Here is a 20811-nt window from a genome sequence, read left to right on the forward strand (position 1 = left end):
GCTGGTGGCCGCCATCTGGTCGCGCACCACTACGGGGCTATTGGCCGTCCGGGGCGTGAAGCCGAACTCGAAAGAGAGACCGCAGGCGGCGATCATGGTGGCGTTCGTCGGGCTGCTCGCGCTCCACACGATTGAAATCCTGGCTTTCGCCGCAGTCTACAGGGCGCTGCAGGGCTGGGGCGTGGGAGGCTTCGACGGCAGCTACGACCCATGCTGGAGCGGCCTGATCTACTTCTCCGGCGTCAACTTCGCCACGCTCGGGTACACGCAGATCGAGGCAACCGGGCCGATACGGATGGTCAACATGATGCAGTCGCTCGGCGGCTTCATGGTGCTGACCTGGTCGGCGACGTTCCTCTAACTCGGTCTGCGAACTGGCCTGGCGCGAGTAGCAGCCGACGACCATGGGGAATGTCAGTTTGCCTCCGACACCCTCTCTTGGTATCGGCGCTCGCGCTCTGGCCATGTGCTCTTGATGTAGTCGAGAACGGCGCGGATGTCCGCGTCGCTCAGCACGTCTGCGAAGCCGGGCATGTCGCTCTCGTATCCGCCGCCGACCACGGCGGCGGTGCCTTCCCTAACGATGCGGAACAGGACATCGTCAGGATGGTGCCAGGTGTGGCCGCTGGCGTCGTGGGGTGGCGCCGGCAACCGGCCGGACGGAAGCGGCGAGCGCCAGCCCGGCTGGCCCTCCAGTTCCGCGCCGTGGCAGGCGGCGCACTGATCCGCATAGATCTGGCGTCCTTGCGCGATGATGTCCGCCGACGCCACGGCGGTGGATGCGGTACCGGCATAACGCCAGCCAGCAAAGACCGCGAGGATCACACCTCCGACGACCAGACCGATCACGACAGTATTTCGGAGAGCTTTTTTCAAGACGTCTATCGCCGATCACTGCGGAATAACATTCGCGTTTGGTCGAGACCACGTTGTGCCAGCGGCGAGGCGCCTGCGACAATGGACATTCTCGTGAGCAATGCCTATCTTTGCAGCATGCTCGAACGTGTCGTCACCATGCTTGCCATACTCGCGATCACCGTGGTGACGACGGTGACCTCCGCGCATGCGACACGCATGAGCATGAATTCCGGTGTGGATCACGCGATGCATGTCGCCGACATGATGCACTCTCCGGTCATTTCGGGCTTCGACTGTGACGCTGGAGAGCACTGTGGATCGGCCGATGCCGAGATGTGCGAGTTCGTATGCGCAGGCCTCTCTGCCTTCCTGACGTCGGCAGGCGAGGAAGCCGGGCACGCCTACGGCGCCGCCAGTCATGACGTCCCGTCCGCGGCAATCCACGTCAGCCGTGCGCCGGGACTGAACGAACGACCTCCCAAGCTCCGTCTCCTCTGAGCGCGCCCGGGCAGACGCCCGAGGCGCCCCATCGGTATTGATGAACGGGACGGAAGTCCCGAGGAGACGACCATGAACATGCTTTCTCGACGCGGCTTTCTTGCCGCAAGTGCGGCCGCCATTGGCGCTGCACACTTGCCCCGCATCGCCTTCGCGCAAGGGGTGGCGCCGATCAGCCTCTCCGCTGCGACGCGCACGCTCGACATCGACGGTCGCGCTGCCACGGTCTTCGGGCTTGCCGGCCCCGGCGGTCAGGGACTGATCCTCGACCCCGGCCAGAGGTTCCGGGTCGATCTGACCAACGACCTGGACGTCGGTACCATCATCCACTGGCACGGACAGATCCCGCCCAACGCGCAGGACGGTGTGCCGGACATGCCGATGCCCCTCCTCGCACCGGGTGAAACCCGATCCTACGACTTCGAGGCACGGCCCGGCACGCACTGGATGCACAGCCATGTGCCCACCCAGGAGATGCAGCTGCTCGCCGCGCCGCTGATCGTGCGCTCGGCCGAGGACGTTGCTGCCGACCGGCAAGACGTCGTGATGTTCCTTCATGACTTCTCCTTCAAGGCCCCCGAGGAGGTTCTGGCCGAGATCGGCGCAGGTCATGGCGGCGGGCACGGCGCGGGCCATGGTGCCGGTGCATTGCCCGATCAGGGCGCTCCCATGGGAGGCATGGGGGCGATGCAGGGCATGGATCACGGGGCCATGGGCCATGGCGCCACGGGCGGCATGCCGATGGGCAACATGCCCCGAATGGGCGGGATGATGGGTATGGGCGGCCAGATGGGCGGCATGGCCATGGACCTGAACGACTATGACTGGGACGCCTATCTCGCCAATGACCGGACCCTGTCGGACCCGGAGGTGGTCCAGGTCGAGCGCGGTGGCCGTATCCGGCTTCGGGTCATCAACGCCGCTGCGGCGACGGTATTCTGGATCGAGACCGGCGGTGCCGAGGCGCGGCTGGTCGCGGTAGATGGGCACGCGGTCGAACCTCTCGCCGGCACGCGGTTCGGTCTGGCAATGGGCCAGCGTCTGGACATCGAGATCGACCTGCCGCACGAAGGCGGCGCCTGGCCGATCCTCGCCCTGCGCGAAGGCGCGCGCGAGCGCACCGGCCTGATCCTCGCCACGCAGGGTGCCGAAGTGCGGCGTCTCGATGCAATGGCGGATGCCGAAGCGCCCGCGTTCGACACCGATCTGGCGCAGGAGGCGCGCCTCATCGCGCTGGACGCTCTGCCGGATCGACCCGTGGACCGCAGCCAGATGCTGATGCTGGGCGGTTCGATGCAGCCGTACGTCTGGACGATAAACGGGGCAGTCTGGGGCCAGCACCAGCCGATCACCGCACGCAGCGGTGAGCGGGTCGTGCTGTCGTTCCACAACATGTCGATGATGGCGCACCCGATGCATCTGCACGGCCATGTGTTCCAGGTCGTCGGGCTGAACGGGCGTCGGGTCGCCGGTGCACTACGCGACACGGTTCACGTGCCACCGATGTCGATGGTCGATGTCGCCCTCGATGTCGGTGAGGCCGCCCGATGGATGCTGCATTGTCACCACATGCCGCACCTTACGACGGGGATGATGACCGAATTCGCGGTCACGGCGTCCGTCTGATCCCAGCGGGTCGTCCGGACATGGCGCCCCGCCCGGCACCGATCCTGGTCTGTCCTGCCCCATGTTGTCGTGAGGGCCGGCCAAAAGACGCACCCTGCGGGTAAAAATCAGGAGGATGAGATGATGAACTGGAACGACATGGGCCCCGGAATGGGTTTCGGAATGGGGTTTGGCTGGCTCTTCGGCCTGCTGATCCTCGTGCTGCTGGTTTTGGCCATAGCAGCGCTGATCAAGTATCTTCGGAAATAGAAAAAAGGAGTTGGCAATGACCTACACGATCAATCGAATGTTCCCCGACGCCGGTATCGACGACGTCGACGCTCGCGCGCGGAAGGCCCTCACCGACCACGGCTTCGGCATCCTGACCGAGATCGACGTCAAGGCGACGATGAAGAAGAAGCTAGATGTCGAGATGCCCGCCTACCGCATCCTCGGCGCCTGCAACCCCAAGATGGCGCATCAGGCCATCGGGATCGAACCGCGCGTCGGTGCGATGCTGCCATGCAACGTCATCCTGCGCGAGGTCGACGGTGGCGTGGAAGTCAGTGCCATCGATCCTGTGGCGTCGATGCAGGCGATTGAGAACGCCGAACTGACGGCCGTGGCGGGCGAGGTGCGCGACCTCCTGGCGAAGGCCGTCGCGGCGGTCTGAGATGAGCCTGCGCGTCACCATTCTCGCGGGCCTTGCGATCCTCGGCATCGGACTGCTCGCTGTCTGGCAGTTCGCGCCTTCGGTGTTCGCCGAGGCGCGCAGCCTCCTGGAGCCCGAGCGTCTGGAAACGCTGGTGGCGCGTGCGGGTCTCTGGGGGCCGGTCCTGATCGTCACGCTTATGACCATCGCGGTCGTGGCCAGCCCAATCCCGAGTGCACCCATCGCACTGGCGGCCGGAGCGGCCTGCGGACATCTCTGGGGGACCGTGCAGGTCGTCATCGGCGCCGAGCTCGGGGCGCTGATCGCCTTCGGTCTCGCACGGGTTCTGGGGCATGACGTCCTGCGGCGGGTGTTCGGGGACCGCGTCGATGCCGGGCTGCTCGGCTCGCAGAACGCGTTGACGGCGACGGTTCTTGCCAGCCGCCTGATGCCCTTCGTGTCCTTCGACATGATCAGCTACGCGGCCGGACTGAGCCGATTGCACGCCTGGCGTTTCGCCTTGGCAACACTGGCGGGGATCATTCCGGCAAGCTTCCTGCTGGCCCATTTCGGCGGCGAGGCGGTGAGCGGAGATCTGGGCCGGGCGACATGGGCAGTACTTGGCCTCGGCCTCTTGACGGGCCTGCCACTGCTTTGGGTAGCCATGCGGCAAAAGCCTGAAAAGGGAAATCCATGACCGGAAGCGAGTACCAGAAGAACAGCATCACCCTTTCCGGTGCGGTAGCCATGGGCACCGGCGTGATGATCGGCGCGGGCATCTTCGCGCTGACCGGCCAGATCGCCGAACTCGCCGGGCCTCTCTTCCCGCTCTCGTTCGTGGTCGGCGCCATCGTGACCGCCTTCAGCGCCTACACCTATATCAAGATGTCGAACGCATACCCGTCTGCGGGCGGCATCGGGATGATCCTGAAGAAAGCCTACGGACCGACGACGGTCGCGGCGGGCGCAGCTCTCCTGATGGCGCTGTCGATGGTCATCAACGAAAGCCTCGTCGCTCGCACCTTCGGAACCTACACCCTGCGAGCCTTCGGCGGCGATCCGGACAGCATTCTCGTGCCGGTCCTCGGCGTGGGGCTGATCGTCTTCGCCTATCTCGTGAACGTCTCTGGCAACCGGTCGGTCGGGCTGCTGTCCATTATCATGGCCATTCTCAAGGTGGGCGGCATTGCGCTGTTCGGGGCGGCCGGTCTGTGGGCCAGCGGCATTTCGTTCGAAGCGTCGGGCGGAGATTTTCGTGCGGGTGGGTTCGTGGCGTCGGTCGCGCTGTCCATTCTCGCCTTCAAGGGGTTCACGACCATCACCAACAGCGGCGCCGAGGTGACCAATCCGCATCGGAACGTGGGCCGGGCCATAGTCCTGTCCATCGCCATCTGCGTCGTCGTCTACCTGCTGGTCGCATTCGCGGTCGGCTCCAGCCTGCCGCTCGATCGCATCGTGGCGGCGAAGGACTACGCGCTGGCTGAAGCGGCCCAACCAGCCCTCGGGCAAACCGGCTTCTACCTGACGGTGGCGCTTGCGCTGGTGGCAACTGCCTCGGGCCTGATCGCCAGCGTGTTTGCCGTCTCGCGGATGCTGGCGATGCTGACGGACATGAAGATGATCCCGCACAGCCATTTCGGGATGCCAGGCACGATCAAGGACCACACACTCGTCTACACCGTCGTGATCGCAGGCTTCCTGACGGTCTTCTTCGACCTCAGCCGCATCGCCTCGCTCGGGGCCTTCTTCTATCTGGTGATGGACATGATCATCCACTTCGGCGTGTTCCGGCATCTGCGCGAAGAAATCGGCGCTCGGGGCTGGGTGTTGCTGACGGCCATCGCCCTCGACGCCGTGGTGCTGACCGCCTTCGCCGCGATGAAATCGCAGTCCGACCCCCTCATCGTCGTCCTTGGCGCGTTCGGCATGGCGCTGGTGTTCCTGTTCATACGGGTTTTCCTCACACGCAATCCCGCCCCGGAAGACGCTCACGACCATCACTAAAAAGAGCTTGAGCTTCCAACGGCTGGAGGCCGCAAGCTGAAACAAGAGATCGAAAGGCTGGCAGACCATGGAGCATGATCATCATCACGCGGCGCCCGACATTCCGGCGGGGGCGAATACCGCAAAGGACCCGGTCTGCGGGATGACGGTCGCGGTCAAGCCGGACGGGCGTCACGCCGAGTTCCAGGGCGAGACCTTTCATTTCTGCTCAGAGAAGTGCCAGACGAAGTTCAAGGCGGATCCGTGGTTCTACGCTTCGGGCCGGGCCGCCCGGCAGAAGAAGGCTGCTCCGGCCAACGTCCAGTACACCTGCCCGATGCATCCGGAGATCGTTCGCGATGCGCCAGGGTCCTGCCCGATCTGCGGCATGGCGCTGGAGCCGATGGTCCCATCGGACGAACCCAGCGAGGAGTTGACCGACTTCACGCGTCGGATGTGGATTTCGGCGGCGGCGGCGGTGCCGCTCATCATCCTGACGATGGGTGAACTGGTCGCGCTGCCAGTGCGCGACTGGATCGGGCATCAGACCGCAAGTTATCTCGAGTTCGTGCTGGCAACGCCGATCATCCTCTGGGCCGCCTTGCCTTTCTTCCGGCGCGGCTGGGACTCCATTGTGAACCGCAGCCCAAACATGTGGACGCTGATCAGCATCGGCGTGGCGGCGGCCTACCTTTACTCGCTCGTCGCGACGTTCCTGCCGGGGGTGTTTCCGGAACAGTACCGGATGGGCCACGGCGTCGGCACCTATTTCGAGGCGGCGGTGGTGATCGTCGCGTTGGTCTTCGTGGGCCAGGTGCTGGAACTCCGAGCGCGAGAACGCACCGGGGATGCGATCCGCGCGCTTCTGGATCTGGCGCCGAAGACCGCGCGGCGCATCCTGCCGGACGGCACTGAATACGATGCGCCGCTGGAGAACATCATGGAGGGCGACCGGCTGCGCGTCCGTCCCGGCGACGCGGTTCCGGTCGATGGCACGGTGATCGAGGGCCGCTCGTCGCTGGACGAAAGCATGCTGACCGGCGAGTCAATGCCGGTGGAAAAGGGACCGGGGGATGAGGTGACCGGCGCCACGATCAACAAGAACGGCTCTCTGGTCATGGAGGCAGGCAAGGTCGGGTCCGATACCGTGCTGGCGCAGATCGTGGCGATGGTGTCGAACGCGCGGCGGTCCCGCGCGCCGATCCAGGGGCTGGCCGACCGGGTGTCGGCGATATTCGTGCCGACGGTGGTGGTCATCGCCATCGTCGCCTTCGTGGTCTGGCTGATCTTCGGCCCGGAGCCCGCGCTGGTCTTCGCAATCGCCTCGGCCGTGTCGGTCCTCATCATCGCCTGCCCCTGCGCGCTGGGGCTGGCGACACCGATCTCCATCACCACGGCGGCGGGGCGCGGCGCACAGGCGGGCGTGCTGATCAAGGACGCCGAGGCGCTGGAGCGAATGGCAGGAGTCGATACGCTCATCGTCGACAAGACCGGCACGCTGACCATGGGCAAGCCGAAGCTGACCGATACGGTTGCGCTCGGGGACGTCACCGAGACCGACCTGTTGTCGCTGGCCGCAGCGCTGGAGCGTGGCTCGGAACACCCGCTGGCTGAGGCGATTGTCGAGGGAGCCGAGGCGCAGGGTGCGCCGCGTCAGGAGGCCACGGACTTCGACGCCGTCACTGGCAAGGGCGTACAGGGCCGGGTCGGTGGGCGCGCGGTGGCGCTAGGCAACGCGGCGATGATGCGGGAGATGGGGCTCGACACCGCGCAGGCCGAGTCAAAGGCCGACACCCTGCGCGCCGAGGGCAAGACGGCGATGTTCGTCGCGCTTGACGGCGCGCTCGTCGGCATCGTGGCGGTCGCCGACCCGATCAAGGAGAGTACCGCGCAGGCCATTCGGGAACTTCATGCCCAAGGGCTAAGGGTGATCATGGCGACGGGCGACAACGAACGCACGGCGCAGGCGGTGGCGGGCAAGCTCGGCATCGACGAGGTGCGCGCAGGCATCCTGCCCGAGGCCAAGAAGGACCTGATCGACCAGTTGCGCCGCGACGGCCACAAGATCGCCATGGCGGGCGACGGGGTGAACGACGCCCCCGCGCTCGCCGCCGCCGATGTCGGCATCGCCATGGGCACCGGGGCCGATGTTGCGATGGAAAGCGCAGGCATCACCCTGCTGGGCGGCGACCTGATGGGCATCGTGCGGGCGCGCAAGCTCGCCCGCGCCACCCTGCGGAACATCAAGCAGAACCTGTTCTTCGCCTTCGCCTACAACGCGCTTGGCGTCCCCATCGCCGCCGGGCTGCTTTACCCTGTCACCGGACTTCTGCTCTCGCCGATGATCGCGGCGGCGGCGATGAGCCTGTCGTCGGTCTCGGTGATCACCAACGCCCTGCGGCTCAGGCGGGTCGACCTCTGATCTGCCAGCCCACACATCCAACCTCGAAAGGAACATCAGATGACCCAAGACATGTTTTCCCGCCGCAAGCTCCTGATCGGTACAGCTGCGCTGGCGGCTGCGTCGCCCTTGAGGGCTCTGGCGCAAGGCGCCGGTCCGGCGATCCACGTGATGAAGGACCCCAACTGCGGCTGCTGCTCGGCCTGGATCGAGATCCTCGAGAACGACGGCTTCGCCGTCACGACCGAGGCGAGCGCCGGGACGCTTCTGATGCGCTACAAGCTGGACAACGGCATCCCGCAGGAGATGGTCTCCTGCCATACGGGTCGTGTGGATGGTTACATTATCGAGGGTCACGTCCCTGTTGCCGACATTCGCCGTCTCCTGCTGGAACGCCCCGACGCGGTCGGCCTCGCAGTGCCAGGCATGCCCTACGGCTCGCCCGGGATGGGACCGGAAAGCCAGCGCGAGGCCTACGACGTGTTTCTGATCCGGCGCGACGGATCGAACGAGGTCTTTACCAGCTACGCTGCTGCCTGACCTTGAGGCTCCAATTCGGCTCTTGATCAGGGGCGAGAACACATACGGACCTGATCCCGGATCACGGCGTAGTCGCTCAGCATCTCGGCGATGGCCGACCCGTGCGGCAGCCGCGCGAGCTCCTCGGCTGCGCGCGCCTGGAACTCGCGGCTGTACTCTACCACGGGCGGGCAGACGGTCGCGATGCCGGGCTCAGAACCGACCGTTGCGCAGCCGCTCAGCAAGCTCGTCGCGAGACCTAGGACGACGAGCCGTCGCCTCGAGCATCTGGCGTTGGACATCATTGGCTTTCTCCGTGGTCTGAAGGCGTTCAGCGAGGCGTCCCGCTCGCTCGCCGGACCGCCGAAGCGAAAGCAGGAACAGGAGCAGGGCGAGGATGATGGCGCCGTAGCGCAAAGCGGCCCGCATCCATGGGCTGGCGGCGAACCCGATCAGGAGCGGGGCCATCACCGCTGCCCTCGGCGCCAGTCATCGAGACGCGCGTAGATCGTGACCGCGATGCCGCCAAGCGCCACGGCGATGAATACCCAACGCAACGTGTCGAGATACGGCACAAGCGGCAAGATCGCGGTCTGGGTCTGTCTTTGGATCCCGGTCCCGACCGCCCGAACGCGACCCGCCTCGAAGGCAACAGCCCAGCGCAGCGCAGAAATCTTTCATTTCAAGGGCTTGGCCGGCTATTCACCAAATCGGCGCAGTCATCAGGTCCGGAGAATGTTGGCCCTGAGAGACCACTTCCAAGCCACCTGGCGCCATGGCCAGTGCTCAGCCCCTCCCGCATAACCCTCGAATACAACGAGAAAATCCGGCCGCGGCCGGATCGGGAGAACGCTTTCGCGGGGGCAAGTGGCGGAGGGGATGGGCTTGATATCCAACCTTCTCCAGGTTTCACCCGGGTGGCGATGACAGCTAAAACGGCGCTGCGGGATATTGCTTCCGCGCGAAGCTGTATTGCGGAGAGTTCAAGAATTGTCGCTTTCACAGATACTTAGCCGTCGGGACCTCTACGACCTTGTCTGGAGCAAACCGATGACGGCGCTTGCACAGGAGTTCGGGATATCGGATCGGGGGCTCGCGAAGGTCTGCAGTCGTCATCGTATTCCCGTACCGCCCCGGGGGTACTGGGCCAAGGTTGCTGCCGGAGAACAACCGAAAGTGCCGCCGTTCCTCGACCTCAGGGATCGAAGCCTCGATCGGGTAAGCATCCGCGGGGCCACCTCAGCCCTTCCTGACAGTGTCGCCGAACTCGCCCGAAAGCGAAAGACTGAGCGGCAAGCCCGGGCTGCTACCATCAAGGCGACGCCAGAATCCCCAATGCCTCTGATGGAAAACCCACACGCCTCGGTGGCGAAAACCGTGAAGTTCCTTCGGACCAGGAAGCCGGACAAGGAGGGCGTCCTCAGCGCCACGGCGCCAGGCCTGTGTGGCGTGGTCGTCGGCGCTGCGTCCGCCGAACGTGCTTGCTTCTTTCTCGACGCGTTGGCGCGGACGCTCGACGAGGTCGGGCTGAGCCTGACAGCGGACGGAGAGAAGATGTCCGTTCAGAACGGCGCGGACAAGATCAGCTTCACCCTGCTCGAACGAACGAGAAGGCTGAAATACGTACCGACCCCAGAAGAAATCGCTCGGGAGGATAAGAGGAAAGAGAAACGGGCACGGTCCCTTCGGCGCAACGATTGGGCCAGCATTTCGTTCGGCAGCAGTCCACCCTGGCCGGAATATGTGACTGCGTGGACCGGCGAACTCGTGTTCTCGATCGATGCGTGGGCGGATGGCCTGCGAAAGACGTGGGGTGACGGCAAAACGCAACGCGTGGAACGGATGGTCCCCGAAATAGTCGCCGGCATAGAGCTCATTCTAGAGACCATTCGCGTGCGCCGCGAGGAGCGTGAGGAGCGCGAGAGGCAGTGGAAAATCCTGCAGCACCGGCGACAGCTCGCACAGGCCCGCCTCAAACGCGAGGAGACGCGACTCTCTCATCTCCGGCAGATCATTGATCTGCGTCGGGAGGCCCGCGAAATCCGCGAATGGATCTCCGGCCTGCCGCAGGAAGCCAGCCTGTCCGTCGACTCGGATCTGGGCCGGATGCTGCAGTGGGTAGAGGCACGGTTGGCCGAGCTTGATCGTCAAACCGGACTGGATGCTGCGAAATCCTTTGCGGGCGAAGGCGATCTGTTCCCGGCAGTCGACGAGCTTGAAGATCCGCTTGGCGATCCCCCCGTCAGCTCTGGCTGGGGCTACTGAGTGCTTCTCCGCTGCCCAAGCCTTTTATGACCGCTGTTCGCTTGGATCGAGATTGATGCTGCAAGAAGAAGCGTTTCCATTGCCAGATCATCATCCCCTGGCTAGCCTCACGACGACCCAGAAAATGGGCGCGCATAGTTACCATGCGCATCAGGGGGCTGGGAGGCTACGGTGGACAACGAGAGGTCCGAACTTCGCTGGGGGGTCGAGCAGCGTCTCGAGTTCATAGAGTTCCGCCTGTTCTGGGAGGGACATGTGAACCGCAGCGACCTGATGGACCAGTTCGGGGTCTCGGTGAACCAGGCGTCCAACGACCTGAACCGCTACATCGGCTTCGCACCCGACAACATGGTCTACGACAAGAGCGCGCGGACCTACGTCCGTGGCCCCGAGTTCAAACCCCGATTCCTCGAACCCGACGCAAGCCGCTACCTCGCCCAGCTTCGGTCGGTGGCGGACGGGATCCTCGACCGCGAGGACTCCTGGATCGCCGATCTCCCACCCTACGCCTCAGCCCCGACCCCGGTGCGCGGCGTCAATCCGGTGACGCTCCGCTCCGTGGTCGGCGCCATACGCCGGTCCGAGGCGATCGAGGTGAAGTACCAGTCCCTGTCCAGTCCAGAGCCACGTTGGCGTTGGATCGCTCCGCACGCCATCGGGTTCGACGGCTTCCGCTGGCACACACGGGCGTTCTGCCTGACCGACGAAGCGTTCAAGGACTTCCTGCTTTCGCGAATACTGGAGATTCGCGGGTCGCGGGAAAGCGAAGTGCCTTCAGCGCACGACGGCGACTGGAATACCGAGGTTACCCTGGAGATCGGGCCCCACCCCGCCCTGTCGGAAACTCAGGCAAAGGTCATCGCGCTCGACTACGGGATGCGCGGCGGCAAGGCGAAGATCAAGGTCCGACGTGCGCTGTTGTACTACGCGCTCAGGCGTCTCGGGCTCGATACTGATCCCGACGCGAGAAAGCCGCATGATCAGCAGATCGTGCTCTTGAACCGTTAGATACTTGGGGATTCAGCGCGATCAGCATCAAACGCAGATCTGAATACGGCAACAACACAAGAAATTATTCGGTAGGGAATTCTGTAGACATGAATATTGCCGGGAAAGCTCCGCAGGATACAGGCTGGGATGCAGATCAGCGCGCGGTGATCGAGGCGGACACGGATGCCCGGCTAGTCGTTGAGGCGGGGCCCGGAACCGGAAAGACAGCCGTCGCCTGCGCGCGCCTCGCGCACCTGATCAACGAAGAGGATATTGAGGCCAGCAATACCTGGATGATCAGCTTCACGCGGACAGCGGTGGCGGAAATCCGTGCACGGCTGCATTCCTACGTTGGCGATGCATCCTTTGCCATCCGGATAGCGACCATCGACTCGCATGCATGGTCCATCCACTCCGGTCACGACCCGAATGCCAGGCTGACCGGTTCCTACGAAGAGAACATTACTCGCGTCATCGAGCTTTTGAAGTCTGATGAGGACGTGGCAGACGAACTGGCGCAGATCGAGCACGTCGTCATCGACGAGGCGCAGGACCTCGTTGGGCAGCGAGCGGATTTGATCGAGGCTCTGGTGAATCGGCTGCCTTCGGACTGCGGAGTCACGGTGTTCGCCGACGAGGCCCAGGCGATCTACGGCTTCTCCGATGACAGCATCGGACGTCGCAAGGGGGGAGCCTCAAAGCCCGGCATGCCGCTCCTCGACCGCTTGCGAGGCGTGAAGTCACTGGGCTTCACCACTTTTGTCCTTAAGGAGATTTATCGCACGTCTTCCCCTGGGCTTCGCAAGATCTTCTCCGAGTTACGGAGTGACGTGCTCGACAAGCAGAAACACCGCGACGGTTTGCACGGCCAGACAGCGGAGAGAATCCGGGCGCTGGCGGACCAGCAAGGGCTGAAATGGACGCAAATGAAAGTTGCGGATGTTGATTTCCGCTGAGAAGTGACCCGGTTCAGGGAGATTTTTCCACTGAGAAGTGACCCATGTTTGAACGCTATCCTGCTCGTTTTGGGCGGGAGATTTAGGAGTGTTGGACATGGCGTTTTTGAGCGTTATCCGGCGCTGGCATTTCCGGGACGGTTTATCGATCCGGGAGATTGCGCGGCGCACGGGCCTGTCCCGGAATACCATTCGCAAATACCTTCGGACCGATACGGTTGAGCCGAAGTTCCAGGTTCCAGATCGGCCAAGCAAGATCGATGCTTTTGCCGAGAAGCTGTCAGGCTGGCTGAAGGCCGAGAGCCGCAAGCCGCGCAAGCAGCGGCGCACCATCAAGCAGATCCATGCTGATCTGGTGAGCCTCGGTTTCGAAGGCTCTTATGGTCGTGTGGCGGCCTTTGCCCGTCGATGGAAAGAGGAACGCCAGCGCGAGCAGAATGTGAGCGGCAGGGGCGTTTTCGTTCCTCTTGTTTTTGAGCCTGGCGAAGCTTTCCAGTTTGACTGGAGCGAGGATTGGGCACTGATCGGGGGCGAGCGGATCAAGCTCCAGGTCGCCCATACCAAGCTCTGCTACAGCCGGGCCTTTATTGTGCGGGCCTATCTGCTCCAGACCCACGAGATGCTGTTTGATGCCCACAACCATGCCTTCCGAGTTCTGGGCGGCGTCCCGCGCCGGGGCATTTATGACAACATGAGGACGGCCGTGGACAAGGTTGGCCGTGGCAAGGCACGTCAGGTCAATGCCCGGTTCTCGGCCATGGCCAGCCACTTCCTGTTCGAGCCCGAGTTCTGCAATCCCGCTGCCGGTTGGGAAAAGGGTATGGTGGAAAAGAACGTGCTCGATATGCGGCACCGGCTTTTCCAGCCCTTGCCACGTGCAAACTCGCTCGATGAGTTGAACGTCTGGCTCGAGCAGCGCTGTGTGGCTCTATGGGAAGAGATTGCTCATGGCGCGGAACCGGGTTCGGTTGCCAATTCCTGGTGCATCGAGACGCCGTATCTGATGACCGTGCCGCGGGCCTTTGACGGGTTCATCGAACATACCAAACGGGTCTCGCCCACCTGCCTGGTTCACCTCGAGCGCGTTCGCTATAGCGTTCCGGCCTCGTTCGCCAACAGACCGGTCAGCGTCAGGGTCTATCCGGACCGCATTGTCGTTGTCGCTGAAGGCCAGGCGATCTGCGAGCACAAGAGGATTATCGAGCGGCATCATGGGCAGGGTCACACCGTTTATGACTGGCGCCATTATCTGGCGGTGATCCAGCGCAAGCCCGGTGCCCTGCGCAATGGTGCACCCTTTGCCGACATGCCCGATGGATTCCGGCAACTTCAGCGCCACCTTCTGGGCAAACCCGGTGGCGATCGTGAGATGGTCGAGATCCTGGCTCTGGTTCTCCATCACGACGAACAGGCGGTGCTGGCCGCGGTCGAGATGGCGCTGGAGGCCGGGGTGCCCACCAAGACCCATATCCTCAACCTGTTGCACAGGCTGATCGATGGCAAGCCGGGAACGGTGCCGCCAGTCAGGGCACCGCAGGCCCTTGTGCTGGGCAAGGAACCGCAGGCCAATGTCGAGCGCTACGATACCCTGCGCGCGGACAAGGAGGTGCGCCATGCGTCATGATCCGGCAAGCGCGGCCCTGATCATCATGCTCAAGAGCCTCAAGATGGCAGGCATGGCCCAGGCAATCAGCGAACTCACCGAACAGGGATCTCCGGCCTTTGAATCGGCCGTTCCGATCCTCTCACAATTGCTCAAGGCCGAGATGGCTGAAAGAGAGACGCGATCCATTGCCTATCAGCTCAAGGTGGCGCGCTTTCCAACCTACAAGGACTTGGCTGGCTTTGATTTTGCCAGTAGCGAGATCAATGAGGCCCTGGTGCGCCAGCTTCATGCCGGCGCCTTTATCGACAAGGCCGACAACGTGGTGTTGGTGGGCGGGCCGGGAACCGGCAAGACCCACATCGCCACGGCACTGGGCATTCAGGCCATCGAGCATCACCGCAAGCGGGTTCGCTTCTTTTCGACCGTCGAACTGGTCAATGCGCTGGAGCAGGAAAAGGCCCAGGGCAAGGCCGGGCAGATCGCCAACCGGCTCATCCATTCCGATCTGGTGATCCTTGATGAGCTCGGATATTTGCCCTTCAGCGCTTCAGGAGGAGCATTGCTCTTCCATCTGCTGAGCAAGCTCTATGAGCGCACCAGCGTCATCATCACCACCAATCTCAGCTTTGCCGAATGGGCCAGCGTATTCGGCGACGCCAAGATGACGACCGCGCTGCTCGACCGGCTGACCCATCACTGCCATATCCTCGAGACCGGAAACGACAGCTTCCGGTTCAAAAACAGCTCGGCCCAAACCGTCAAAACCAAAAAGGAGAAAACACCCGGCTTGACCACCTGACCAATCCCAAATCATATCCATGAGGCGGGTCAATTCTCGGTGAAAATACCGGGTCACTTCTCAGCAGAAATCAACACAGCGACTGGCCGCTGAAGTCCTGGCCCTCGTCCTTCGGCGTCGCCGTGAACTCGAACTGCAGCGCCCGCTCGCAGGCATGGCCGAGGCGCGAGCCGCCGAGATAGTCGCGGGGCGGCCGCATGGCCTGATCGGCGGTAAGCGCCCGATCGACGGCGGCGTTGACCCGGTCGGCGAAGCTGGGGCGATGATTGTAATCGAGGGTCAAAACGGCACCTCCGGCGTCTGCGTCCGGGCGATGTCGGACATGGCCTCGCGGAAGCCCTCGACGGCTTCCTCGATCAGCGCGCGCACCTGCGCCTCGGTCAGTTCGCCGAGCGGGGTAGCCCAGCCGATCTCGTCCATCAGCAGCGCCACGCGCGTCATGGTGGCGGTGATCGCGGCGCGCTCTTCCTCGGTCAGGTCAACCATGGCGAAACGCTCCCGCGCCAAGCGCGTCCAGAAGGACTGGCAGGGCATCGAGCAGAACCAGACCGATGGCCGGGGTCGCTTCGACTGGTGCGGATCGAACCAGCCAAAACCACGAGTGGGTTGCCGGCAGACCGCACAGAGCGTCCCACGCGGATGCCAGAGCCGCCGCCGGTCGCTGGCCGTGATGGGGCTGGAGGCCATGGGTCATGCCGCCCTCCGTTCGGGCCGGGCGGCCGTGTCGATCAGCTGCCGGATGGCGCGCTTGTTGAAGCCGAAGGTCATCAGCGCGGAGGCTCGGTAGCGTGTCAGGCCGAAGTCATGGCGGCACTCGGGCGGCAGGTACTGGAGCTGCTTCTCGGTCGGCGGCTGGCGCAGCCAGGAGCGGGTCTTGAAGGCGCTCTCGTCGGTCTCGTGCGTGTTCAGCCAGTCGTCGGCCTGCGCGAGGCAGACCGTGCGCTCACCGACACCGAGCAGATGCGGGCGTTCGCCCTTCGCGCCGCCGATGGCGTACCAGACTCCGTCCAGCCAGAAGATGCCGCCCCAGGCTGCGAAGCCCGTGGCCATCAGCGCATCGTCGGTGCCGTAGAGGTCGACCCAGGCGAAGCTGGACCGCTTCAGCAGGTCGATCTCGGTCATCATAAAGTCCGAGAGCGGCGCGGCACCGTCGCATTCTCCCGCAACTAGATCCTCACGCGGGAACGCCTCACCGCAGAGCGGACATTCGGTGGCGGCCAGCGGGATCTCCGCCTCGCAAGCCGGACAGGTCTTGGTCGGCGCCTCGCCGGTTTCGGTCTTGCCGTCGAGATCGACATCCTGTTCCAGCGTGCCGTGGATCAGGCTCGACGTCCCGAAATCCAGCACGACGCAATCGGTCTTGACGACGCCAGGATGTTCCTCGGGGTCGACGGTGCGCAGGCCGCGCCCGACCATCTGGATCATGGTGGACTTGTAGGAGCTGGGCCGCAGCAGCACGACGCAGGAGGTGGGTGGATGGTCCCAGCCCTCGGTCAGCACCGACACGTTGACGACGACGCGGATGCTGCCCGCCGCATAGTCGGCGAGGATCGCCCTGCGCGTCTCGGCCGCCAGGTCGCCGTGGATCAGTGCGGCGGAAGCGCCAGCTGCCCTGAACGCGTCGGTGACGTGTTCGGCATGCGCGACGGTGGAGCAGAACACCACGGTCTGCCGATCGCCCGCCTTCTCCTTCCAGTGGCGGATGACCTCGTCGGTGACGGGGGCGCGGTCCATGATGCCGGCCACCTCCGCCATGTCGAAATCCGACATGGCCTTGCGGACCGAGCGCAGCTCGTCCTGCACGCCCACGTCGATGACGAAGGTGCGGGGCGGCACGAGGTGACCCGAGGCGATCAACTCGCCCAGCCGCACCTGATCGGCGACGTTGTCGAAGACCTCGCGCAGGCCCTTCCTGTCGCCCCGGTTCGGTGTCGCCGTGACCCCGAAGATGCGGGCGTCGGGATTGGCCTTGCGCACACGGTCGATGATGCGGCGGTAGCTCTCGGCCACCGCGTGGTGCGCCTCATCCACGACCAGCAGGTCGAGGCGGGGCATGTCGGCCAGGTTCGAGGCCCGCGCCAGCGTCGGCACCATGGCGAAGGCGACCTGGCCGTTCCACGACTTCTCCGTGGCGTCGATCACCGAGGTGGCGACGCCCGGTACCACGCGCTGGAACTTGGCGCGGTTCTGCGCTGTCAGCTCGTCGCGATGGGCTAGAACGCAGGCCTTGGCGCCGTCGCCGATCATCTCGCCGGTGACCGCCGAGAGCATGATGGTCTTGCCCGCACCGGTGGGCGCCACACCGAGCGTATTGCCGCGGGAGGCGAGCGCAGCCACGCTGCGCTCGACGAATGTCTTCTGGCGGGGGCGCAGGCGCATGGCAGGTCTCCCCCTACTGCGCCCAGCTCGGCCGACCGGCGTTGCCGGGTGCGGACGCGGGCTGGCTGGGCTGGGTGGCAGCGGTGGGCTGCTGCGGGGCGTGGCCCTGCGCCGGGGCGGCGGAGACCTGCGGCGCGACCGTGCCCATCAGCGCGGCGTAGTCGCGATGGTCGGGGGTGACGGCAGCGCGGATCTCGTTCTTGTCCTCGCCGTTGGTGTCGGTGCCGATGTCGATGCGGGCGACGAACTCGACCCCGTCGAGATCGCCGAAGCCGTTGATGCGGCGGCGCGCCTGCGCCTCGGGCGAGTTGTCCTTGTCCGAAACCCCGCGCGCCGAGTTGAGGATGCCGCGGATCAGGCCGCGCCCCATGTTGGCCCAGTCCGGGCCCTTCGGGCTGTAGAGGCCGATCAGCGACCAGACCTTGCGCCGGGCATAGGGCCCCTCAAGCACCGTGTATTCGGCGTCGAGATAGACGGCGCCGGTGGCGGCGCGACGCGCCCAGCCACCGGTCCAGCCCTGCGAGGCGTCGTCGAAGCCGCCGGGGCGGAGCGTCAGCCGAACCTTGGCGAGCTTGCCCTTCGGGATGACGTTGGTGTTGGATTGCGCGGAGTTGAAGTCGTTCCAGGGTCCGGACATTGCGCGGCTCCTTTCAGTTGGAGGATGGGACGCGCAGCGGCGTCGAAGGGGAAAAGCCACCCCGGCGACCGGATCGGGACACCGGGAATGGCGAGAGGCGCTCAGCCATGGCCGGGCTCCTCAGCGGGCGCGGGATCGGCCGGGGTCACCGGCGGCCAGGTCAGGCGTTCGGAGGCAGGCGCTGCGGGACGCTGGATCTTCTCCATCAGCCGTCCGAGATGCGGGGCCTCGACCCTGTCGAGGCGGCCCGAGCGGTCCTTTGCCGGATAGCCCCAGGGGTTCAGCGTCTGGCAGACGAAGGCACGCTGCGGCTGGCCGCCGGGGTCCGGGATATCGGCCATGGTGATGACCTGATCGACGATGCCCGGCAGTTCGAGCCCGGTCTTCGAGCCGTCGATCTGCGGCTGGAAGACCTTGCGGTTGAAGTCATCGAGCCGCTCGTCGAGGATGCCAACGAACCATACATGCTTGCCGCGCGTGTGCTGCAGATGGGTCAGCCAGCCGATCATCTCGCGGCCATGCAGCCCGTAGGCGCCGCGGATGTCGGGCTTGCCGGTCTTCTCGGAGAACGCCTCGGGCTGGCCGCGACACCACTGGAAGCAGAGACGCCCGGCTACGGTGATCGAGTCGATGAAGACCGTCTCGTATTTCCCGATCACCGCGGGATCGCCGTAGCGCCCGCAGACCTCGTCGAAATGCGCCTGGCTGTAGGGCTGGTCCTCGCGCAGCGCCGGGTTCGGCCCGCCGATGAACACCGCGAAATCGCGGCATTCCTTCCATGTGCGCGGCCGGAGCGTGTCGATCTCCAGCCCCTCGACCGCCAGATCCCCGGCCTCAAGGTCGAGGAAGAGCGTGGTGGAGGCGTTCAGCGTCCAGAGCAGGCTGGTCTTGCCGATGCCGGACCGGCCGAAGATGACGCCCTTGATGCCCTTGCGTTGCGCGAGCCGTTCGTCGGCGCCGATGATGGGAAGGACCATCATTGGCCCTCCTTCTTCATCACCGCCGTGGCGGCGCGATCTGCGCCGATGCACCCCGCCTCGCGGGCGAGCTTGTAGAGGCGCTTCAGCGCGTCGGCACGGCGGTAGGCGGCCGTGCTCTCGCGCTCCGCCTCCACGATGGCGAAGGCGATCTCGTCCACGGTCGCCTCGACGACCGACAGCGGCTCGCGCGGCTCGTCGCCGTGGCGCTGCGGGAGGGCGATGGTTTCGGGGAGGTCTTCGAGCGCGTAGCTCGCCTTGCGAAGACGGGTGATGTCGTCCGGCAGGTTTGGCATGGCTTTTCTCCGTGAGATGAGGTGATCGAGGAGGCCCATCACGCGGCCTCGCGGACGTCGGGCGCGGGCTCGGCGACGTAGATCGCCAGCAGCGGCGTCCCGTCGGCATGAGCGCCGGCGTCCTCAATCTGATAGTTGCGGTTGGGCTCGCAGACCTCGGTCAGCTCCCAGCGGCGATAGAGCCCCGGGAGACGCCTGAAATCCTCGAGCGACAGATCGGCAGTGCGGTTCATGCGTGTCTGCTTTCGGTTGGAGGGAAGGCGCTCGGGGCGCTCGAATGGGAAAAGCCACCGGCGGGACCGGATCGGGACATCGGTTCAGGGGATTTCCTGAAGGGCGTCGTACAGCCGGCGCATCGCGCGCTGGTACCTCTTGCGAGCGGCGGCCTCGGTGAGCCCCAGTTCCACGGCGACTTCCGCCTGCGAGAAGCCCTCGATCGCCACGCGGATCACCAGCAGAGCGTCATCGCCGAGCAGTTTCCGCACAGTGCCGTTCAGCCGCGAGTACCCGTCCGCGCCGATGCCGCTTTCGCCGCTGTCCGCCACCTCGTCGGGATCGGCGCCGCTGGCGAGTTGTTCGCGCGCCTGGTCGCGCTGGCGCACGCGGATCATGTCGCGCTCGACGTTGCGCAGCACCGTGGCCGCGATCCAGTTGACGCGCCCGAGGTCGAGGCTGCGGACCGCCTCGGTGGTGCGCGCCAGAACATCGGACGCGACTTCGTCGGCGCTACCGAGCCTGCGCCAGATCGACCGGCGGCGGATGGCGTCGAGGCCAGGCCACAGCGCCAGCAACAGCAGCGCAAGGGCGCAGTCGGACGCGGGCCCGCTGCCCTGCGCCGCCCTGATCAGTGCGCCGAGGATCAGGTTCTTCTGGCCCTGATCGCCGCTCGGACGGTGCAGCCCGTCCAGCAGGGCCGCAGGATCGCGGAACGGCGCGAGGGCAGCCTGTCCTCGCCGGACGGCATCGAAGCTGCGCTGGAAGTAAAGGTTCGTGGATGAATGCATGAGGTGATCACGGATCTCGTGCCACGCGAAGGACATCGGACGCCTGCCTTGCGGCCAGGCGTCCGGCGCCTTCTCGTGGCCAGGTCAGGACGTCGCGCGTCTCTGCGATTTCAGGGGGGTGGGTGAAAGCGCGCGTCAGCGCGCGGGCGCGGTCGCGTTGTTCAGCGTGCCGCAGCCCCGACAGGTGGCCTGAACCGGGAAGCCCACGAGATACTCGTGCCCCCGCGCGAAGCGCAGGTGCATGCGGCCGTCCCGGCACACGCCGAGCAGCTTGTCACAGCGCGTGCAGCGCCATTCCGAGTTGTGGGTGGTGGGCTTGGTCGTCGCGGCGCCGGACCAGCTCGTCTGGGCTGCCTGGCGCGAGGGGAAGGGAGTCGGCATGAAAA

At 65.0% G+C, this 20811-nt stretch carries 26 protein-coding genes; 14 read left to right on the forward strand and 12 right to left on the reverse strand.

The window, feature by feature from the left end:
- Positions 1 to 4 precede the first annotated feature (4 nt).
- Positions 5 to 361, forward strand: coding sequence for an ion channel (locus OF122_RS12675; protein WP_208990406.1), 357 nt, complete (start codon positions 5 to 7; stop codon positions 359 to 361).
- A gap of 53 nt (positions 362 to 414) precedes the next feature.
- Here OF122_RS12675 and OF122_RS12680 read toward each other — a convergent pair whose 3' ends face one another.
- Positions 415 to 876: a c-type cytochrome gene (locus OF122_RS12680; RefSeq protein WP_082724933.1), complete on the reverse strand. Its 462-nt coding sequence runs from the start codon at positions 874 to 876 to the stop codon at positions 415 to 417.
- A gap of 81 nt (positions 877 to 957) precedes the next feature.
- On the opposite strand from OF122_RS12680, the gene OF122_RS12685 reads away from it, so the two are divergent.
- From OF122_RS12685 to OF122_RS12720, 8 genes are all read left to right on the forward strand, one after another.
- Complete coding sequence (locus tag OF122_RS12685) at positions 958 to 1356, forward strand: hypothetical protein (protein ID WP_045681279.1); 399 nt, start codon at positions 958 to 960, stop codon at positions 1354 to 1356.
- Positions 1357 to 1428: 72 nt separating this feature from the next.
- The gene (locus OF122_RS12690) at positions 1429 to 2982 is read left to right on the forward strand and encodes a multicopper oxidase family protein (RefSeq protein WP_062563567.1); all 1554 of its coding nucleotides are present in this window, start codon (positions 1429 to 1431) and stop codon (positions 2980 to 2982) included.
- Between the two features lie 120 nt (positions 2983 to 3102).
- Positions 3103 to 3231 carry a hypothetical protein gene (locus OF122_RS12695; protein ID WP_264224588.1) on the forward strand — a complete coding sequence of 43 codons (129 nt, stop codon included), beginning with the start codon at positions 3103 to 3105 and terminating at the stop codon, positions 3229 to 3231.
- A 16-nt stretch (positions 3232 to 3247) separates the two neighbouring features.
- Positions 3248 to 3634, forward strand: coding sequence for a DUF302 domain-containing protein (locus OF122_RS12700; protein WP_045681285.1), 387 nt, complete (start codon positions 3248 to 3250; stop codon positions 3632 to 3634).
- Between the two features lies 1 nt (position 3635).
- A complete protein-coding gene (locus OF122_RS12705) occupies positions 3636 to 4310 on the forward strand; it encodes a TVP38/TMEM64 family protein (RefSeq protein ID WP_062563566.1) in 675 nt (224 codons plus the stop codon).
- Positions 4307 to 5617 (forward strand): APC family permease, encoded by a 1311-nt coding sequence (locus OF122_RS12710; RefSeq protein ID WP_264224589.1) that lies wholly within the window; start codon positions 4307 to 4309, stop codon positions 5615 to 5617. Before OF122_RS12705 ends, OF122_RS12710 begins: the two co-directional genes overlap by 4 nt.
- A gap of 67 nt (positions 5618 to 5684) precedes the next feature.
- Complete coding sequence (locus OF122_RS12715) at positions 5685 to 8018, forward strand: heavy metal translocating P-type ATPase (protein ID WP_264224590.1); 2334 nt, start codon at positions 5685 to 5687, stop codon at positions 8016 to 8018.
- Between the two features lie 39 nt (positions 8019 to 8057).
- A complete protein-coding gene (locus tag OF122_RS12720) occupies positions 8058 to 8537 on the forward strand; it encodes a DUF411 domain-containing protein (RefSeq protein WP_045685040.1) in 480 nt (159 codons plus the stop codon).
- A gap of 192 nt (positions 8538 to 8729) precedes the next feature.
- On the opposite strand, the gene OF122_RS12725 is transcribed toward OF122_RS12720, so the two are convergent.
- On the reverse strand, positions 8730 to 8984 hold the full coding sequence (locus OF122_RS12725) for a hypothetical protein (protein ID WP_203561091.1): 255 nt from the start codon (positions 8982 to 8984) through the stop codon (positions 8730 to 8732).
- A gap of 582 nt (positions 8985 to 9566) precedes the next feature.
- Here OF122_RS12725 and OF122_RS12730 point away from each other — a divergent pair.
- From OF122_RS12730 to istB, 5 genes are all read left to right on the forward strand, one after another.
- Positions 9567 to 10781, forward strand: coding sequence for a hypothetical protein (locus OF122_RS12730; RefSeq protein ID WP_264224591.1), 1215 nt, complete (start codon positions 9567 to 9569; stop codon positions 10779 to 10781).
- A 171-nt stretch (positions 10782 to 10952) separates the two neighbouring features.
- Positions 10953 to 11789, forward strand: a complete 837-nt coding sequence (locus OF122_RS12735; RefSeq protein ID WP_264224592.1) for a WYL domain-containing protein — start codon at positions 10953 to 10955, stop codon at positions 11787 to 11789.
- Positions 11790 to 11878: 89 nt separating this feature from the next.
- The gene (locus tag OF122_RS12740; RefSeq protein WP_264224593.1) at positions 11879 to 12727 is read left to right on the forward strand and encodes a UvrD-helicase domain-containing protein; all 849 of its coding nucleotides are present in this window, start codon (positions 11879 to 11881) and stop codon (positions 12725 to 12727) included.
- 97 nt (positions 12728 to 12824) lie between these two features.
- A complete protein-coding gene (gene istA / locus OF122_RS12745; protein ID WP_264224548.1) occupies positions 12825 to 14351 on the forward strand; it encodes an IS21 family transposase in 1527 nt (508 codons plus the stop codon).
- Positions 14341 to 15132, forward strand: a complete 792-nt coding sequence (gene istB, locus OF122_RS12750; RefSeq protein ID WP_264224549.1) for an IS21-like element helper ATPase IstB — start codon at positions 14341 to 14343, stop codon at positions 15130 to 15132. The genes istA and istB overlap by 11 nt, the downstream gene beginning before the upstream one ends.
- A 70-nt stretch (positions 15133 to 15202) precedes the next feature.
- Here the strand turns inward: istB and OF122_RS12755 are convergent, their stop codons facing one another.
- The 10 genes from OF122_RS12755 to OF122_RS12800 form a co-directional block, all read right to left on the reverse strand.
- On the reverse strand, positions 15203 to 15415 hold the full coding sequence (locus OF122_RS12755) for a hypothetical protein (protein WP_264224594.1): 213 nt from the start codon (positions 15413 to 15415) through the stop codon (positions 15203 to 15205).
- On the reverse strand, positions 15412 to 15618 hold the full coding sequence (locus OF122_RS12760) for a DUF6511 domain-containing protein (RefSeq protein ID WP_264224595.1): 207 nt from the start codon (positions 15616 to 15618) through the stop codon (positions 15412 to 15414). Before OF122_RS12760 ends, OF122_RS12755 begins: the two co-directional genes overlap by 4 nt.
- A complete protein-coding gene (locus tag OF122_RS12765) occupies positions 15611 to 15826 on the reverse strand; it encodes a hypothetical protein (RefSeq protein WP_264224596.1) in 216 nt (71 codons plus the stop codon). The genes OF122_RS12760 and OF122_RS12765 overlap by 8 nt, the downstream gene beginning before the upstream one ends.
- Complete coding sequence (locus OF122_RS12770; RefSeq protein ID WP_264224597.1) at positions 15823 to 17511, reverse strand: DEAD/DEAH box helicase; 1689 nt, start codon at positions 17509 to 17511, stop codon at positions 15823 to 15825. The genes OF122_RS12765 and OF122_RS12770 overlap by 4 nt, the downstream gene beginning before the upstream one ends.
- A 13-nt stretch (positions 17512 to 17524) precedes the next feature.
- Positions 17525 to 18148, reverse strand: coding sequence for a hypothetical protein (locus OF122_RS12775; protein ID WP_264224598.1), 624 nt, complete (start codon positions 18146 to 18148; stop codon positions 17525 to 17527).
- Between the two features lie 101 nt (positions 18149 to 18249).
- The gene (locus tag OF122_RS12780) at positions 18250 to 19128 is read right to left on the reverse strand and encodes an ATP-binding protein (protein ID WP_264224599.1); all 879 of its coding nucleotides are present in this window, start codon (positions 19126 to 19128) and stop codon (positions 18250 to 18252) included.
- Positions 19125 to 19421: a hypothetical protein gene (locus OF122_RS12785; RefSeq protein ID WP_264224600.1), complete on the reverse strand. Its 297-nt coding sequence runs from the start codon at positions 19419 to 19421 to the stop codon at positions 19125 to 19127. Before OF122_RS12785 ends, OF122_RS12780 begins: the two co-directional genes overlap by 4 nt.
- Before the next feature lie 38 nt (positions 19422 to 19459).
- Positions 19460 to 19654 carry a hypothetical protein gene (locus OF122_RS12790; RefSeq protein ID WP_018303655.1) on the reverse strand — a complete coding sequence of 65 codons (195 nt, stop codon included), beginning with the start codon at positions 19652 to 19654 and terminating at the stop codon, positions 19460 to 19462.
- 84 nt (positions 19655 to 19738) lie between these two features.
- On the reverse strand, positions 19739 to 20461 hold the full coding sequence (locus OF122_RS12795) for an RNA polymerase sigma factor (RefSeq protein WP_264224602.1): 723 nt from the start codon (positions 20459 to 20461) through the stop codon (positions 19739 to 19741).
- A gap of 99 nt (positions 20462 to 20560) precedes the next feature.
- Complete coding sequence (locus tag OF122_RS12800) at positions 20561 to 20806, reverse strand: hypothetical protein (RefSeq protein ID WP_264224603.1); 246 nt, start codon at positions 20804 to 20806, stop codon at positions 20561 to 20563.
- Positions 20807 to 20811 lie beyond the last annotated feature (5 nt).

It is taken from the genome of Pelagibacterium flavum, assembly GCF_025854335.1.
Classification (GTDB): domain Bacteria; phylum Pseudomonadota; class Alphaproteobacteria; order Rhizobiales; family Devosiaceae; genus Pelagibacterium; species Pelagibacterium flavum.

Bases quoted from the DNA above. Each gene is read 5' to 3' on its own strand.
- OF122_RS12685 (WP_045681279.1), top strand. From the start codon at position 958: ATGGACATTCTCGTGAGCAATGCCTATCTTTGCAGCATGCTCGAACGT.
- OF122_RS12690 (WP_062563567.1), top strand. From the start codon at position 1,429: ATGAACATGCTTTCTCGACGCGGCTTTCTTGCCGCAAGTGCGGCCGCC.
- OF122_RS12695 (WP_264224588.1), top strand. From the start codon at position 3,103: ATGATGAACTGGAACGACATGGGCCCCGGAATGGGTTTCGGAATGGGG.
- OF122_RS12700 (WP_045681285.1), top strand. From the start codon at position 3,248: ATGACCTACACGATCAATCGAATGTTCCCCGACGCCGGTATCGACGAC.
- OF122_RS12705 (WP_062563566.1), top strand. From the start codon at position 3,636: ATGAGCCTGCGCGTCACCATTCTCGCGGGCCTTGCGATCCTCGGCATC.
- OF122_RS12710 (WP_264224589.1), top strand. From the start codon at position 4,307: ATGACCGGAAGCGAGTACCAGAAGAACAGCATCACCCTTTCCGGTGCG.
- OF122_RS12715 (WP_264224590.1), top strand. From the start codon at position 5,685: ATGGAGCATGATCATCATCACGCGGCGCCCGACATTCCGGCGGGGGCG.
- OF122_RS12720 (WP_045685040.1), top strand. From the start codon at position 8,058: ATGACCCAAGACATGTTTTCCCGCCGCAAGCTCCTGATCGGTACAGCT.
- OF122_RS12725 (WP_203561091.1), bottom strand. From the start codon at position 8,984: ATGGCCCCGCTCCTGATCGGGTTCGCCGCCAGCCCATGGATGCGGGCC.
- OF122_RS12730 (WP_264224591.1), top strand. From the start codon at position 9,567: ATGACGGCGCTTGCACAGGAGTTCGGGATATCGGATCGGGGGCTCGCG.
- OF122_RS12740 (WP_264224593.1), top strand. From the start codon at position 11,879: ATGAATATTGCCGGGAAAGCTCCGCAGGATACAGGCTGGGATGCAGAT.
- istA (WP_264224548.1), top strand. From the start codon at position 12,825: ATGGCGTTTTTGAGCGTTATCCGGCGCTGGCATTTCCGGGACGGTTTA.
- istB (WP_264224549.1), top strand. From the start codon at position 14,341: ATGCGTCATGATCCGGCAAGCGCGGCCCTGATCATCATGCTCAAGAGC.
- OF122_RS12760 (WP_264224595.1), bottom strand. From the start codon at position 15,618: ATGGTTGACCTGACCGAGGAAGAGCGCGCCGCGATCACCGCCACCATG.
- OF122_RS12765 (WP_264224596.1), bottom strand. From the start codon at position 15,826: ATGACCCATGGCCTCCAGCCCCATCACGGCCAGCGACCGGCGGCGGCT.
- OF122_RS12770 (WP_264224597.1), bottom strand. From the start codon at position 17,511: ATGCGCCTGCGCCCCCGCCAGAAGACATTCGTCGAGCGCAGCGTGGCT.
- OF122_RS12775 (WP_264224598.1), bottom strand. From the start codon at position 18,148: ATGTCCGGACCCTGGAACGACTTCAACTCCGCGCAATCCAACACCAAC.
- OF122_RS12780 (WP_264224599.1), bottom strand. From the start codon at position 19,128: ATGATGGTCCTTCCCATCATCGGCGCCGACGAACGGCTCGCGCAACGC.
- OF122_RS12785 (WP_264224600.1), bottom strand. From the start codon at position 19,421: ATGCCAAACCTGCCGGACGACATCACCCGTCTTCGCAAGGCGAGCTAC.
- OF122_RS12790 (WP_018303655.1), bottom strand. From the start codon at position 19,654: ATGAACCGCACTGCCGATCTGTCGCTCGAGGATTTCAGGCGTCTCCCG.
- OF122_RS12795 (WP_264224602.1), bottom strand. From the start codon at position 20,461: ATGTCCTTCGCGTGGCACGAGATCCGTGATCACCTCATGCATTCATCC.
- OF122_RS12800 (WP_264224603.1), bottom strand. From the start codon at position 20,806: ATGCCGACTCCCTTCCCCTCGCGCCAGGCAGCCCAGACGAGCTGGTCC.